This window comes from Verrucosispora sp. WMMA2121, from assembly GCF_027460185.1.
In the GTDB taxonomy this organism is placed as follows: domain Bacteria; phylum Actinomycetota; class Actinomycetes; order Mycobacteriales; family Micromonosporaceae; genus Micromonospora; species Micromonospora palythoicola.
Window position 1 is genome coordinate 1,407,339 of the sequence record NZ_JAPZBH010000004.1, and the last position, 14,699, is coordinate 1,422,037.

General features: G+C 72.7%; 13 protein-coding genes and 2 pseudogenes. 6 read left to right on the forward strand and 9 right to left on the reverse strand.

Annotation, left to right across the window (positions count from 1 at the left end):
• Positions 1–4: 4 nt before the first annotated feature.
• The 3 genes from O7605_RS07240 to O7605_RS07250 form a co-directional block, all read right to left on the reverse strand.
• Entirely contained in the window at positions 5–631 is a 627-nt protein-coding gene (locus tag O7605_RS07240; protein ID WP_093403380.1) for a DUF47 domain-containing protein, read from the reverse strand.
• A gap of 132 nt (positions 632–763) precedes the next feature.
• Positions 764–1,696 (reverse strand): PPK2 family polyphosphate kinase, encoded by a 933-nt coding sequence (locus O7605_RS07245; RefSeq protein WP_269738451.1) that lies wholly within the window; start codon positions 1,694–1,696, stop codon positions 764–766.
• Between the two features lie 55 nt (positions 1,697–1,751).
• Positions 1,752–2,258 (reverse strand): DUF402 domain-containing protein, encoded by a 507-nt coding sequence (locus O7605_RS07250; RefSeq protein WP_210824841.1) that lies wholly within the window; start codon positions 2,256–2,258, stop codon positions 1,752–1,754.
• Positions 2,259–2,399: 141 nt separating this feature from the next.
• On the opposite strand from O7605_RS07250, the pseudogene O7605_RS31835 reads away from it, so the two are divergent.
• Both O7605_RS31835 and O7605_RS31840 read left to right on the forward strand, forming a co-directional pair.
• Positions 2,400–3,758 (forward strand): annotated as a pseudogene (locus tag O7605_RS31835) (ATP-dependent DNA helicase); the annotation flags it as partial.
• A 138-nt stretch (positions 3,759–3,896) separates the two neighbouring features.
• Positions 3,897–4,580 (forward strand): annotated as a pseudogene (locus O7605_RS31840) (ATP-dependent DNA helicase); the annotation flags it as partial.
• Between the two features lie 100 nt (positions 4,581–4,680).
• Here the strand turns inward: O7605_RS31840 and O7605_RS07260 are convergent.
• Entirely contained in the window at positions 4,681–5,979 is a 1,299-nt protein-coding gene (locus O7605_RS07260) for an AI-2E family transporter (protein WP_269738453.1), read from the reverse strand.
• Between the two features lie 168 nt (positions 5,980–6,147).
• Between O7605_RS07260 and O7605_RS07265 the strand changes: the two genes are divergently transcribed.
• Complete coding sequence (locus O7605_RS07265; RefSeq protein WP_164448536.1) at positions 6,148–6,483, forward strand: GroES family chaperonin; 336 nt, start codon at positions 6,148–6,150, stop codon at positions 6,481–6,483.
• Positions 6,484–6,569: 86 nt separating this feature from the next.
• Positions 6,570–6,737, forward strand: a complete 168-nt coding sequence (locus tag O7605_RS07270; RefSeq protein ID WP_166458800.1) for a hypothetical protein — start codon at positions 6,570–6,572, stop codon at positions 6,735–6,737.
• A gap of 46 nt (positions 6,738–6,783) precedes the next feature.
• On the opposite strand, the gene O7605_RS07275 is transcribed toward O7605_RS07270, so the two are convergent.
• Both O7605_RS07275 and O7605_RS07280 read right to left on the reverse strand, forming a co-directional pair.
• Entirely contained in the window at positions 6,784–8,283 is a 1,500-nt protein-coding gene (locus O7605_RS07275; RefSeq protein WP_269738454.1) for a PrsW family intramembrane metalloprotease, read from the reverse strand.
• A gap of 14 nt (positions 8,284–8,297) precedes the next feature.
• Entirely contained in the window at positions 8,298–9,554 is a 1,257-nt protein-coding gene (locus O7605_RS07280) for an FUSC family protein (protein WP_269738745.1), read from the reverse strand.
• Between the two features lie 104 nt (positions 9,555–9,658).
• Here O7605_RS07280 and O7605_RS07285 point away from each other — a divergent pair, with 104 nt between their 5' ends.
• Positions 9,659–10,297, forward strand: coding sequence for an HD domain-containing protein (locus O7605_RS07285; RefSeq protein WP_269738455.1), 639 nt, complete (start codon positions 9,659–9,661; stop codon positions 10,295–10,297).
• 39 nt (positions 10,298–10,336) lie between these two features.
• On the opposite strand, the gene O7605_RS07290 is transcribed toward O7605_RS07285, so the two are convergent.
• Complete coding sequence (locus O7605_RS07290; RefSeq protein ID WP_269738456.1) at positions 10,337–10,687, reverse strand: DUF4031 domain-containing protein; 351 nt, start codon at positions 10,685–10,687, stop codon at positions 10,337–10,339.
• A gap of 67 nt (positions 10,688–10,754) precedes the next feature.
• Between O7605_RS07290 and O7605_RS07295 the strand changes: the two genes are divergently transcribed.
• Positions 10,755–12,155 (forward strand): FAD-binding oxidoreductase, encoded by a 1,401-nt coding sequence (locus tag O7605_RS07295; RefSeq protein WP_269738457.1) that lies wholly within the window; start codon positions 10,755–10,757, stop codon positions 12,153–12,155.
• Between the two features lie 22 nt (positions 12,156–12,177).
• Here the strand turns inward: O7605_RS07295 and O7605_RS07300 are convergent, their stop codons facing one another.
• Together O7605_RS07300 and O7605_RS07305 are read right to left on the reverse strand one after the other, a co-directional pair.
• Positions 12,178–12,702, reverse strand: coding sequence for a hypothetical protein (locus O7605_RS07300; RefSeq protein WP_269738458.1), 525 nt, complete (start codon positions 12,700–12,702; stop codon positions 12,178–12,180).
• Between the two features lie 86 nt (positions 12,703–12,788).
• The gene (locus O7605_RS07305; protein ID WP_269738459.1) at positions 12,789–14,612 is read right to left on the reverse strand and encodes a glycerol-3-phosphate dehydrogenase/oxidase; all 1,824 of its coding nucleotides are present in this window, start codon (positions 14,610–14,612) and stop codon (positions 12,789–12,791) included.
• Positions 14,613–14,699: the final 87 nt, after the last annotated feature.

Here is a 14,699-nt window from a genome sequence, read left to right on the forward strand (position 1 = left end):
AGGATCAGGACTCCTTGACCGCGATGGTCTCGACCGTGTTGGCGACGTGCTCGAAGGCGTCGCAGGCGGCCTCCAGCTCGTCGGCGACCTCCTTCATCTTCAGCACGGTCAACGCGTCGTACTCCCCGGAGAACAGCCGCACCAGCAGCATCCGGTAGGCCTGGTCGCCGTCGTTCTCCAGTCGGTTGATCTCGATCCAGTAGTCCTCGAGATCCTTCATCGACTTGAGCCGGGGCATCGCGTCGGCGGTCAGCTTCGCCTGCTGGTCGAGCACGTGCACCAGCTCGTGCATCTCCCGGGGCAACGACGGCAGCTTGGTCAGCCCGTAGAGGTAGAGCAGGTTGCCCACCGCCTCCAGGTGGTCCATCACGTCGTCCAGCAGCGAGCCGAGCCGGTAGATGTCCTCCCGGTCGAAGGGGGTGACGAAGGTGGAGTTGATCTTCTTGTACAGATCGTGGGTGATCTGGTCGCTGTCGTGCTCCACCTCGGTGAGCCGCTCGCTCACCGACTGCACCTCGACATCGGGCAGGGCCAGCTCGTTGAGCAGCTCGGTACCCCGGACCAGATTCTGCGCGGCCCTGGTGAAGAGCTCGTAGAAAGCGCCCTCGTTTGGGCGGAAGGAAAACCTCACAGCACGGACCTCGTCGTGTCGGGTGGAAGGGGTGGCGGCCGTCGCTCCGGCGCCCTGCTGAGGGAATGCTAGGGAACCGTCAGATCGGCGATTATTCGGCCCACCCCTGGCCAGATCGCATTCACCGCTCGTTCAACTTCCGTTCACCTTCACCGGCCCCGCGGTTCCCAGCAGTCGCTCCCGTTCCCGCGCGATGTCGAAGTCGGCTGGCGGATACCCCAGATCAAGAGTGTTGAACGTCTCACGCAGCAGGTGCGCCACCGCCCAGTCCCGGTACCACTTGCGGTCCGCCGGCACCACGTACCACGGCGCGACGTCGGTGCCGCACCGGGCGAGCACCTCGGCGTACGCGGCCTGGTAGTCGTCCCACCGGGACCGGGCGTCGACGTCGGACGGGTGGTACTTCCAGTGCTTCGTCGGATCGTCGAGCCGGGCCAACAGCCGCTTCGCCTGTTCGGCGTTGGAGATGTGCAGGAAGACCTTGACCACGACCACTCCGGCGTCGGTCAACTCCCGCTCGAACTCGTCGATCTCCGCGTACCGGGGCCGCCAGACGTCCTCCGGAGCCCGCTCCTGGACCCGGGGGACCAGCACGTCCTCGTAGTGCGAACGGTTGAAGACTCCGAGGCTGCCCGGAGGCGGCAGGGCCCGGCGGATCCGCCACAGGAAGTGGTGCCGCAGTTCCTCCGCGGTCGGTGGGCCGAACGCCCGGATGTGCACGCCGAGCGGGTTCATCGCCCCGACCACCCGCTTGACCGTGCCGTCCTTGCCACCACAGTCCATCGCCTGCAGGACCAGCAGCACCCGCCGCCCGGCGCCCGGGTCGGCCTTCGCACCGGCGAACAGCATCTCCTGCTGGTCGGCCAGCTCCGCACCCAGCCGGGCGACCTGCCGGCGGGCCCAGGACTTGCGGTCCGGCCAGGTCACCTCGGGGCCGGGCAGCCCCGGGGTCGAGCGGGGGTCGATCTCCGCGAGATCCACCGGGCCACCGGGCCGCACCCGGAGCAGGTCGCGTACCGCGCCGCCGGTCGGCGCCACCACGTCGAAGTCACCGTCGTCCACCATCGGAGCATCATCACCCGCCCGCCGCCGGTTTGCGCGACGGAGGTGGCCGCGGCGATCAGACGACCAGGGCCAACCACTTGCGGTACGAGGTGGCGAAGGGCTCCGTGCCGTCGCCGAGCGCGCCGAACAGCCAACGCGCCGCCGCCTCGGCCGCCACCACAAGGTCGTCGGGGTACCCGAAGCGGACCCGGTGCTCGGCGAACTCGTCCTCGTCGCGCAACTCGACCAGGCCGGTCTCCCGGCGCCGGACCACGTCCAGGTCGAGGTCGATCAGGTGAACGGTGTCCTCGCCCTCCCAGCGGGCCGGACTGGCGATGTCGCAGTAGACCTCGCTGGTGCGGGGCGGCGGGTTGAACATGCCGGTCCACCAGGCGTGGTGGGGCACCAGCAGCACGAAGGGAATCTGCTCGACCGACGGCCGGCCGTGGTAGACCGAGCTGGTGCCGGCCGACACGCCGAGCCAGATGCCGAGGTCGTCCTCGGCCAACCGACGGGCCGGGTAGTCGCGGTGGGCGCTGCCGTCGAACTTGCGGTAGATCACCCGGATCACGTCGCTCGGCATGAGTCGCACCCTAACCGATTCCGCCCACGCGTCGCCGTCGGGAAGTTACCGGACGACCGGGCGGTGTTTTCCGTTATCTGCGCCCGCAACACACGGCTCTTCGGTACCGACCACGTCCGACCCGGCGGGTACCGTGCCACGGTGACTCCGCCCCGCACCGCCACCGGCACCAACACCACCCGCGACAAGGCCCGCCGCCGGGGCGACCGCCCGGGCGGGGCCGAGCTGTTGTCCGCCGCGGTCGGGGCGGTGCCCGGCGGCACGGCCCGTCCAGGCCAGCAACGGATGGCCGCGGCGATCGAGGAGTGCGTCGCCAGCGGTGACCATCTGCTGGTGCAGGCCGGCACGGGTACCGGCAAGTCCCTGGCGTACCTCGCGCCGGCCCTGACGGTGGACGGACCCGTGGTGGTCTCCACCGCCACCCTGGCGTTGCAGTCCCAACTGGTGGAGCACGACCTGCCCCGGTTGGCCGACGCCGTCGAGCCGTTGCTCCGGCGCCGACCCACGTTCGCCGTGCTGAAGGGCCGCCACCACTACCTCTGTCTGGCCCGGCTGGAGAACTCCACGGCGGACGAACCGGAGGACACCCTCTTCGACGCTCCGGGCGAGCGTCCCGGCGGCACGCGCTGGCTCGGTGAGGCCGGCCGGCTGGGCAAGCAGATCCAGCGCCTGCGGGACTGGGCCCTGGAGACCGACACCGGTGACCGCGACGAGCTGGATCCGGGAGTCGACGACCAGACGTGGCGGCTGGTCTCGATGCCCGCCCGCGAGTGTGTGGGCGCCTCCCGCTGCCCGTACGGCGCGGAGTGCTTCGCCGAGGCGTCCCGGGCCCGAGCCCGGGAGGCGGACATCGTGGTGACCAACCACAGCCTGCTCGCGGTCGACATGCTCGCCGGTCGGCACATCGTCCCGCCCCACCGCCTGTTGGTCGTCGACGAGGCCCACGAGCTGGCCGACCGGGTCTCCTCGGCGGCCCAGGCGGAGCTGACCCCGGAGCTGATCGACCGGTCCGCCCGGCGGGCCCGTCCGCTACTGCGCCCGGAGACGGCCGAGGCGTTGACCGCGTCGGGTGACGCCCTCGCCGTCGGGCTGGCCGAGGCACCGGTCGGACGCATCACCAGCGGGCTGCCCGGCCCGCTGCGGGAGGCCTGCACGCTGCTGGACGCCGCCACCCGATCCGCGCTCGACAGCATCGGCGACGTCAAGGCCGACGACCCCGACCCGGTACGCAAGCAACAGGCGAAGGCCGTCCTCGACGAGTTGTCCACCACGGCCCAGCGGCTGCTGGAGGAGGCCGACCACGACGTGGCCTGGGTGGAACGCAACGACGTGACCGGACGCCGGGCACTTGTGGTGGCGCCGCTCTCGGTCGCCGGCACCCTCGCCACCCACCTCTACGACGAGCGGACCGTGGTGGCCACCTCGGCCACGCTCGCGCTGGGCGGGCGGTTCGACACGGTCGCCCGGGCGCTGGGCCTCGACTCTCCCCCGCCCGGCCCACCGTCAGCGGCCGCCGCCGCCCTGGCCGAGGCCGCTCGGCGACCGGCCGGGCCGGGCGAGGACACGCGGCGACCGGCCGGGTCGGGCGAGGCGGCGGGCGGTACCGCGCCAGCCCGGGCGGAGGACCCGGACGCGGCGACCGACTCCGGGCTCGGGTGGCGTTCGCTCGACGTCGGCTCGCCGTTCGACTATCCCCGGCAGGGCATCCTCTACGTGGCCGCCCACCTGCCCCGACCGGGGGCGTCCGGGTTGCCCGAGGCCGCCGGGGAGGAACTGCTCGCGCTGGTCACCGCGCTCGGCGGGCGTACGCTCGGCCTCTTCTCCTCGCGGCGGGCCGCGCAGCAGGCGGCGGAGCTGCTGCGCGCCAAGACCGACCTGCCGGTGCTGCTCCAGGGCGAGGAGGCGTTGCCGCTGCTGGTCCGGCGCTTCCGCGAGGAGCGGGCGAGTTGCCTGTTCGGGGTGATGTCGCTGTGGCAGGGGGTCGACGTTCCGGGTGATTCGTGCCAACTCGTGGTGATCGACCGGCTGCCCTTCCCGCGCCCCGACGAACCGCTCGCCGCGGCCCGGGCGGCGGCGGTCGACGCCCAGGGCGGCTCCGGCTTCGCCGCGGTGAGCGTCCCGATCGCGGCGGTCCGGCTCGCCCAGGGCGTGGGCCGGCTGATCCGGGCCAACGGCGACCGGGGCGTGGTGGCGGTGCTGGACTCCCGACTGGAGACGGCCCGCGGCTACGGCTCGTTCCTGCGCCGCTCCCTGCCCCCGTTCTGGTACACGACCCGTCCCGAGGTGGCCCGGGGCGCCCTGGCCCGCCTCGCCGCGAGCTGAGCCGGGCGGCGTTACCGGTGGGCGGGCAGGGCGTCCACCCGCCTGCCGGCCGCCGCGTCCGTCGCGCCGAGCCACCTCCAGCCGAGGCGTGGGACGGCGGTCAGGGCGCCCGGGAGGCGACGACGACCGCGTCGGGTGGGGTGTCGGGGACGCGCCGCGCGGCGAGGCGGCGTACCGCCGTGTTGAGCACCGCGATGATGGGCACCGCGACCAGCGCGCCGGTGATCCCGGCGAGCACCACGCCGGCCGCCAGACCGATGATCACTGCGAGCGGGTGGATGGCGACCGCCCTTCCCATGATCAACGGCTGGAGGATGTGGCCTTCCACCTGCTGCACCCCGATCACCACACCCAGGATGATCAATGCGGTCACCGGGCCGCTGTCGACCAGCGCCACCAGTACCGCGACGCCTCCGGACAGAGTCGCACCGACGATCGGGATGAACGCGCCGAGGAAGACCAGGGCGGCCAGGGGGAAGGCGAACGGGATGTCGAAGATGACCAGGAAGATGCCGATACCGACGGCGTCGATGAAGGCGACAAGCACGGTCGCCCGCACGTAGGCGACAAGCGTCGCCCAGGCGGCCCGACCGGCGTCGTCGACCTTCCAGCGGGCGGCGACGGGCAGCAGCCGGACCAGGAACCGCCAGATGATGTTGCCGTCGCGCAGGAAGAAGAAGGTGGCGAAGAGGACGAGCACCGTGCCGGTCAACACCTCGGCCAGGGTGGCCGCGGTGGAGAGGGCGCCGCTGGTGAACCGCTCGGTGTTGTTGTCGACCCACCGCTGGGTCTCCTCGATGTACCGGTCGAGGTCGTTGTCCGACAGGTGCAGCGGCCCGGTCTTGAGCCAGTCCTGGATCTGTTGCAGACCCTGGGTCGACTTCGCGGTCAGCTCCGGAACGCCCTTGATGAACTCGTTGACCACCAACGTGAGCGTGCCGATCACCGCGGCCAGCCCGGTGACCAGGACCACCGCCGTCGCCAGTGATCGCGGCAGGCGGGCCCGCAGCAGCCAACCGACCGCGGGTGCCAGCAACGCCGACAGCAGCAGCGCCACCGCCAGGGGAATGATCACGATGCTGATCGTGCCCACGAGCTTCAGCAGCGCCCAGAAGACGATGCCGATCACGATCAGCCGCCAGCACCAGGCGGCGGCGATCCGCAGCGCGTGCGGCACGTCGGCGTCGTCGCGACTGGAGGTGGAGTTGTGCACCGGCGCGGTCGGTTCGGCACCGACCACGGTCGCCGCGGCCGGTGCCGCCGGCCCGGGACTGGAGGGCGAGGCCACGGCGGCCGACTCCGGGACGTCGGACGGCGTCTGGCGACCCGCGCGGACCGATTCCCGGCCCGACTCGTACGCGCGACGCAGCCGTCCGCGTATCCGCTCGAAGCGGCTCAAGCGCACCTCCTGGCAGATCTTCGCCTGCGCACTGCGTCAGGTCGGACAGGATACGCCCGACCCGGCAACGGTAGGACGGATTCGCCACCCACAGTGCCCCGTCCGACCGGTCCGCTAACCCGGCGACCACCAGCGGCCGGCGCGGGACGACACGGTAGCGTCTGCGGCGTGACCGCCGACAACCTCGACTCCGGCCTGCCCATCCGGCTGCTGCACGACCGCGTGCTGGTGCGGATGGAGGGCAGCGACGGCGAGCGGCGCTCCAGCGCCGGCATCGTCATCCCGGCCACCGCGGCGGTCGGCAAACGCCTGGCGTGGGCCACCGCGGTCGGGGTCGGCCCCAACGTACGCTCCATCGTCTCCGGCGACCGGGTGCTCTTCGACCCCGACGACCGCTCGGAGGTCGAGTTGCACGGCCGGGGCTACGTGCTGCTGCGGGAACGCGACGTGCACGCGGTGGCCGCCGAACGGGTCGAGGAGAACGCGACCGGCCTGTACCTCTGACCGGCCTCGGCCCCTCGACCGTCCTCGCGTCGTTTGCCGCGCTCCCCGGCGGGAAGCCAGCCGCACCACCGGCCTGGGGAGGGACGATGCCGGTATTCGTGAAGAAGGTGCTGGCCTGGGGAAGCCTCGCGTTTCTGATCTACTTCATGGCGTTCCGGCCGGAGGGCGCGGCACAGATGTTCAAGGCCATCGGTGCGGCCCTGATGATGATGGCCCAGGGGCTCGGAGACTTCCTCACCAGCCTGATGACCTGAGCACCACCCGCCGGCCGGTCAGTTCGCGACCGGCCGGCGTCGGCGGTCAGCGGTGCCCCGGTGGCCAGGGGGCGGCCGGACGTGGACCGTACCAGCCGGGCCCGCCGTAGCCGGCGGGGAACGCGGGTGGCGGGGGCGGCGGCGGGATGAGCACCACCGGGATCGGCACCACCGGCTCCTCGGGGGCCTCCACCGCCCGCTGCGAGCCGTCCGGAAAACGCAGGTGGTAACGGTGTCCGTCCCAGACACCGACGGGCGACTGCGGATCCCGGCCCACGAAGTACGACCGGTACGCGGCGATGGAGTGCAGCAGTTCCTGTTCCTCCCGGGCCGTCCGGTCCCGGTCGACGGGCCGGCGGTCCAGCCCCCGGGTGGCACCGTCCCGCAGCAGGGCCAGCCGGGTGGCCGCGAACTGGTAGCCGCGCATCGCCCGTAGACCGGCGTCACCGGCCACCCGCCGGGCCCACACCCGGGCCGCGTGTCGTCGGCCGAGGCTGCTCAACGCGGCCACCTCCGGTGGGGTGAGCCAACCGGCCCGGACATAGTCCGGCAGTACCCGCTCGGTCAGCCGCCCCTCCCAGGCCCGCAGCCACACGGCCAGGCCGACCATGCCGAAGAAGATCGGCACCATCACGCCGACGAAACCGAAGAGCGAGATCAGCACCTGTCCGGTGGCCTGGGTGAGCGTCGGCAGCAGGTTCCACGTGCCGTGCAGCATCATGGCCAGCAACAGCCCCGCGAGCGGAGCGAAGAACCGCACCCGACGGTCCGCCGACCGGGCGGCGATACCGAGCCCGATACCGGCCATCGAGGTGAACAACGGATGGGCGAACCCGAACAGCAGGATCCGGACGATGAAGATGGCGATCACCTGTTGCGCCCCGGTCGCCGGCCCGTACTGCTCGACTCCCGTGGCGTATCCGTACCCACCCAGGTAGAGGATGTTCTCCACCATCGCGAAGCCGATCGCGGACAGCCCGCAGTAGACGAGCCCGTCGGTGATGCCCGACCATTCCCGTCGCCGGAAGATCAGCAGCAGGATCGGGCCGAGGGTCTTGGTCAGCTCCTCGATGAAGGGCGCCACCAGGACGGCGGTGAGGGCGACGGGCAGGCCCTGGTCCTCGAACCAACCGGCCGCCGTCTCGTTGACCGTCAACGACGCCGCGGTGGAGACGAAGGCACCCCAGGCGAAGCAGAAGACCAGGTACTTCAACGGCTCGGGTTCGTAGCGGTCGAGCCAGAGGAAGCAGGCCACCAGCACCGGTACCGGAAGGACCGCCGCGGCGGTACCGACCAGCAGCGCCTCCGTGCCGAGACTGGTGCCGAGCGTGAAGAGCATGAAGATCGCACAGGCCGCGATCAGGATGATCACCCCGATCAGTACCAGCGCCCGCCGCCAACTGAGGCGACGCCGCGGCATTCCGGGTACGCCGCCACCCGCGCCTGGCGCGACGGGCACGGACGGCGACGGCGGCAGCGATCCGCCGGACGGGGTGACGGCCATGCGGTCAGCGTAGTCATGCCCGGCCCGTCCGGCCGGGCGCATGGCCGCCTGGCGGCTCAGCCGACCGGGGGCGCGGTGGGCCGCCGCGCGGCGGGCTCCGGCCCGGCCGGCGCCCCCGGCCGGTCCAGCTCACCGAAGGAGCGGCGAACCAACCGGTTCGCCTCCTCCTGGCTGATGCCGGAGGCCACCAGCAGGTCACTGGCGGTGGTACGCACCTGCGCCACCACCACGCTGCCGGAGAAACCCACCCCGTCGCCGTACGCCCGACCGGCCTCGCTGACCGCGCGCAGCGACCGCTCCCGGGCCTGCTCGGGCTCCTCGCCCTGAGCGAACTCCTTCTGCAGCAGGCGGACCGACTCGGCCAGGTGGCGAAGCGCGTCCGGCATCGGCTCCGGGACCGGCTCGTCGTCCTCCACCAGGGTCACCGCGCGCCGGATCAGGGTGCCGCTGTTGCGCATCGCCCGGTCGATCGGGTCGGCCGCCTCCGCGTAGTGGGTGAGTTCGCTGCGCCGGTGCCACCGCGCCGGGGAGAGCAGCGCGGTCTCCTTGGCTCCCTCGATCGCCTCGGTGAAGGTGGCCAGTTCCTCCTTGTTGTCGCGCAGCCGGTCCAGCGCGTTCTGGATCTTCTCCCGATCGCGCTCCCGCAACCCGTCGGCGGCGGCGTCGAGCTGCTCGGCGAGCAGATCAAGCGCCGGCCGGGCCGCCCGGTTGAGCACCCGCAGCGGGTTGAGCGGCAGCAGAATCGCGGTGACCAGCAGCGCGATGCTGCCGCCGACGATCGCGTCGATGAACCGGGGCAGCTCCAGGTCCTCCACCGACGGGCTGAGCGTCACGATCAGCACCGCGGTTGCCGCGGCCTGGATGACGATCGCGACGCTGCCCCCGGCGAAGACGGTGAGCACGATGGCGGAGGTGACCACCAGGCCGAGTTGCCACGGCCCGGTGCCGAGGAAGTAGATCAGCAGGTCGCCGACGAACACCCCGACGCCCACCCCGAGGATCAGCTCGACGGTCCGGCGGAACCGCTGCCCCACCGAGACGGCCAGGGTGCCGACGGCGGAGATCGGGGCGAAGACCGGCTGCGGGTTGCCCAGCAGCTCGTGCGCGGCCACCCAGGACAGCCCGGCCGCCAGACCCGCCTGGGCGGCCAGGCCGAGCGACAGGCGCACCCGGTGCAGCCGGTCGCGCAGGGTGGCCTTGCCACGGTGGTGCAGCTGCGCCATGGTCCCGGCGATCCGGGCCGTGTCCACGTCGGAACGGCCGTCGTTTGCTCGGTCCCGGCGCAGCAGCCGGGAAAGTCCGCTCCGGGCCACCGCCATGGCCGGGACTACCCGCCGGACGCCCGGACATTCCCGCCGAAGCGGCACATCGCGCTCCGGACCGGCGGCCGGTCGCCGCGTCGGGCAGACTCGGGCCGGTGACGGAGTTGCTGGCACGGTGGCGTACCGCCGCCCGGGCGGCCGGAGCGGCTGACCCCGCGTCGGTCGACGCCGCCGGGGCGGAACTGCTCGAACGGTGGCGGGAGCCGCACCGGCACTACCACTCGGTCACGCACCTGACCGCCGTGCTCGACGTGATCGACCGCCACGCCTCGACCGCGCCGCGACCCGATCTGGTCCGGCTCGCCGCCTGGTGCCACGACGCGGTGTACGACCCTCGCGCGCTCGGCGATCGGAACGAGCGCGCCAGCGCGGCGCTCGCCGACGCCCTGCTCACCCGGTCAGGGCTGCCGTCGGACGGGGTGGCCGAGGTGCGTCGGCTGGTCCTGCTCACCGCCGGCCACGTGGTCGATCCGGCGGACGCCGACGGCGCGCTGCTCTGCGACGCCGACCTGGCCGTGCTCGCCGCCCCACCACCGGAGTACGACCGGTACGCCACCGCGATCCGCCAGGAGTACGCCCACGTCCCCGAGCCGGACTACCGGGCGGGCCGGACAAGGGTGCTCGCCTCCCTGCTCTCCCTACCCACCCTCTACCGCGTCCCCGCGCTGGCAACCCGCTGGACCCAACCCGCCCACGCCAACCTCACCCGCGAACTGACCCACCTGACCACCTGACCACCGCCACCCCTGACCCCACCCCGCCCGCCTCGTCGATCATGCAGTTGTGGCGGGCTTCATGGGCTTTTTATCCGCTTCGACACGTGCCACAACTGCATGATCGGCGGTGGAAAGGTCTGGGCGGGGGCGGGAGAGGTGTTTGGGGCGGCGGAGGTTGGCGTCGCGGAGGAGACGGACGATGTCGCGGCTGGGTACTACCTGCGCGCCGAGCCAGACGGCCATCGCGAAGCGCTCGGCGGGCACGTCGTAGTGGTCCCGGTCGAAGCCCCGCCGGGGAGCACCCAGCATCTCCGCGAAGGCGTGCAGTTCTGCCAGGGACACGTCGCTGATCAGGTGCGACCAGAGCCGGCCGCGCCCCGGCCAGGACGGCCGGTCCACGTAGATCACGCGGCCACGGTACCGGGGCCTCGACCCAGGTTGATGATCACCATTGGCCGGTCGTAGCCTCGGCCGCATGGCCACCTCCCCGTTCCTCGACGACCTCCGCGCCGCTCTCGGGCCGGACGCGGTGCTCACCGATCCTGACCTGCTGCGCGGGCACGAGCGGGACGAGGCCGACCTGTGTGCGTCGGCGACACCACTGGTGGTGACCCGGCCGCGCAGCACCGAGGAGGTCGTCGCGGTGATCCGGGCGGCCGGGCGGCACGGCGTACCGGTGGTGCCGCAGGGTGCGCGTACCGGGTTGGCGGGCGCGGCGAACGCCGTCGACGGCGCGGTGGTGGTCAGCACCACCGCGCTGAACGCCATCCTGGAGATCGATCCCGTGAGCCGGATCGCGGTCGTGCAGCCGGGAGTGGTCAACGCCGCGCTCACCGCGGCCGTGGGTGAGCGCGGCCTGTGGTACCCGCCCGACCCGGGCTCCTGGGAGTCGTCCACCATCGGCGGCAACGTCGCCACCAACGCGGGCGGGATGTGCTGCGTCAAGTACGGCGTGACCACCGAGTACGTGCTCGGCCTGGAGGTGGTGCTCGCCTCCGGCGAGGTGCTGCGCACCGGACGCCGGACCGCCAAGGGGGTGGCCGGCTACGACCTGACCCGGCTCTTCGTCGGCTCGGAGGGCACCCTCGGCGTGATCACCGAGGTGACGGTGGCGCTGCGGCCCGTGCCGGCGGAGTCGCTGACCCTGGTGGCCGTGTTCGGCTCCACCGCGAACGCCGGCGCGGCGGTGGCCCGGATCGCCGCCCAGGGACTCTCCCCCAGCCTGCTGGAACTGCTCGACCGCACCCACCTGACGGCGATCGAGGCGTACCGGCCGATGGGGTTGCGCACCGATGCGGAGGCGCTGCTGCTGGCCGCGGCCGACACCGGTCCCCGGGCGGCGGCGGACCTCGCCGAGTTGGCCGCCGTTTGCGACGCGGCCGGCGCCGAGGAGGTGTACGCGGCAAGTGACGCCGTCGAGGCCGCCGCGCTGTTGCAGGCCCGCCGGCTGGCCCACCCGGCGATGGAGAAGTACGCCGTGGACACGTACCCGGGCGGCAACGGTGGCCTGATCATCGACGACCTGGCGGTGCCCCGGGGTGCGCTCGCCGCACTGCTCGACGGGGTGGCCCGGATCGCGGCGGAGTGTCAGGTGCCGATCGGGGTGGTCGGTCACGCCGGCGACGGCAACATGCACCCCAACATCGTCGTCGACCGGGCCGATCCGACGAGCCTGGAGCGCGGCCGGCGAGCCTTCGACGAGATCATGCGGTTGGGGCTGGACCTGGGTGGCACCTGCACCGGTGAGCACGGCGTCGGCCTGCTCAAGCGGGACTGGTTGGCCCGGGAGATCGGTCCGGTGGGCGTCCGGGTGCACCAGGCGATCAAGACGGCGCTCGACCCGACCGGCCTGCTCAACCCCGGAAAGGTGCTCTGACGACGCCGCGTCGGCGCTGCCGCTAGCCCACCATCTCGGCGGGCGTGTTCTGGGTGAGCAGCAGCAGGATCTCCTCGGCCACCGGCGGCCGTTCCTCCCCCGGGCAGTCCTGCGAGGTGATCAGGCCGGCCGCGGTCAGCAGGGTGGAGGTGAGCGCGCCGACGCAACTGACCCGATAGCCCCGGGCCTCGTCGGTCTCCAGGGCCAGGTCCGGCTCGGCCAGCAGTTGCTGGAGACGCTCCCGATGCTCCGCACTCAACTCACCGGTCGAGGTGACCCCGTCACCGGCACAGTCGACGCACTCCCAGCGCCCGTCCGGCTCCACGTTCAGGGTGCGTAGCGGACCGTCGGCCCCGTCGTTCTGCAGCAGGCTGACCCGGCCCTTTCCGGCGGTGGTGGCCCCCGCCCCGCCGGGTTGCCCGGCGGCCGGCGCGCTCGGCGCCACGGGCGGTTCGGAGTTGTCGCCGAACGGCGCACAGCCGCCGAGAGCGACCGCCAGCAGGACGATGCCGGGCAGGAAGACCAGTCGTGATCGGGAAAGCGCCATCACTCGCGGAACTTACCCCACCGTAGGTAGCGAGCGTAACCCCATCGGATGGATATACATGCCGGGCGATCTCCAGAGTGGAACCGTCAGCGGGCCAGGCCCGCCGCGCCGTCGTCGGCACCCCGATCCGCCGGGTAGCCGCGCACGTCCGGAGCGCCGAGCCGAGCGGCGTCCGCGGTGGCGTCGTCCGGCATCAGCTGGGACTGCCGCTCGGCCTCCACCCGGGCCCGGTAGTGGGTCACCTCCCGGGCCCGGCGCGCCGCGTCCCAGCCCAGCACCGCGCCCATCAGCTCGGCCGCGTGTTCGGCCGACTCCAGGCCCCGGTGGGTGGTCTCGATCGAGATCCGGGTACGCCGGGTCAGCACGTCCTCCAGGTGCAACGCCCCCTCGGCGCGGGCCGCGTACGTCACCTCGGCGGCGAGGTACTCCGGCGCACCGGCCAGCGGGGAGGACAGCAGCGGATCGGCGTCGATCAGGGCGAGCAGGTCGAGGGTCAGGCTGCCGTAGCGTTCCAGCAGGTGCTCCACCACGCCCACCGGCAACCCGTGGCGGCGAGCCAGATCCGCCCGGTCCCGCCACATGGCCGCGTACCCGTCCGCGCCGAGCAGCGGCAGGTCGGCCGTACGCGACACCCGCTGGCCACCGAGCCGGCGTACCGCCCGGTCGACCACGTCGGCGGCCATCACCCGGTACGTCGTGTACTTGCCACCGGCCACCAGCAGCAGCCCGAGCATCGGCTCGATCACGGCGTGCTCCCGGGAGAGCTTCGAGGTGGAGTCCGCCTCCCCGGCCAGCAGCGGACGCAGTCCGGCGTAGACACCTTCGATGTCGGCCGTGGTCAGCGGGCGGTCCAGCACCGTGTTGACCTGCCGGAGCAGGTAGTCGATGTCGCTGGCCGAGGCCGCCGGGTGGGAGCGGTCCAGCCGCCAGTCGGTGTCCGTGGTGCCGATGATCCAGTGCCCACCCCACGGGATGACGAACAGGACACTCGTGGCCGTACGCAGGATCAGTCCGGTCTCGCCGGTGATCGCCGAGCGGGGCACCACCAGGTGCACCCCCTTGGACGCCCGCACCCGGACACCGGGCCGCAGGCCGACGTCGTTGAGCATCCGGGACATGTCGTCGGTCCAGACACCGGTGGCGGCGATGACCGTGCGGGCGCGCACCTCGAACTCGGCCTCGGGCGCACCGGGGGGTGCCTCCAGGTCGCGGACCCGGACCCCGGTCACCTCCCGAGCCTGTCGGATCAGTCCGACCGCCCGCGCGCTGCTGACCACGGTCACGCCCAGGCTGGCGGCGGTGCGGGCCAGGGTGATCACCAGGCGGGCGTCGTCGACCTGCCCGTCGTGGTAGCGGATCGCGCCGGCCAGGCCGTCGGAGCGCAGGCTCGGGAAGACGCGGCGGGCGCCCTCCCGGCTCAGGTGCCGGTGCAACGGCATGCCCCGGCCGCCGCCGAAGAGGCCGGCGAAGGCGTCGTACGCGGCCACCCCGGCGCCGTAGTAGGCCCGCCGCAGCAGCCGGGCGGGCAGATCGCGGACGCCCTGACCAGCGGGGAGCGGCACCAGGAACGGCACCGGCCGCACCAGGTGCGGCGCCAGCCGGGTGGCCAGCAGCCCGCGCTCGGTCAGCGCCTCGTGCACCAGGCCGAACTCCAACTGCTCCAGGTAGCGCAGGCCACCGTGGATCAGCTTGCTGGACCGGCTGGAGGTGCCGGCGGCGAAGTCGCGGGCCTCCACCAGGGCCACCTTGAGGCCCCGGGACGCGGCGTCGACAGCCGCTCCGGCGCCGGTCACCCCGCCCCCGATCACCAGCACGTCGAACCGCTCGGCACGCAGCCGACGCAGGTCGGCGGCGCGGCGAGCGGGCGAGAGCTGCCCGGCAACGGACCGCAGAACGTTCGGATCACGCACCCGTCCACGTTAACCGCCCCCACCCGCCACCGGCAGGTGCCGACCCGGGCACCCCGATCAGTCGCCCGGCAGATCCGTCCCGACGAC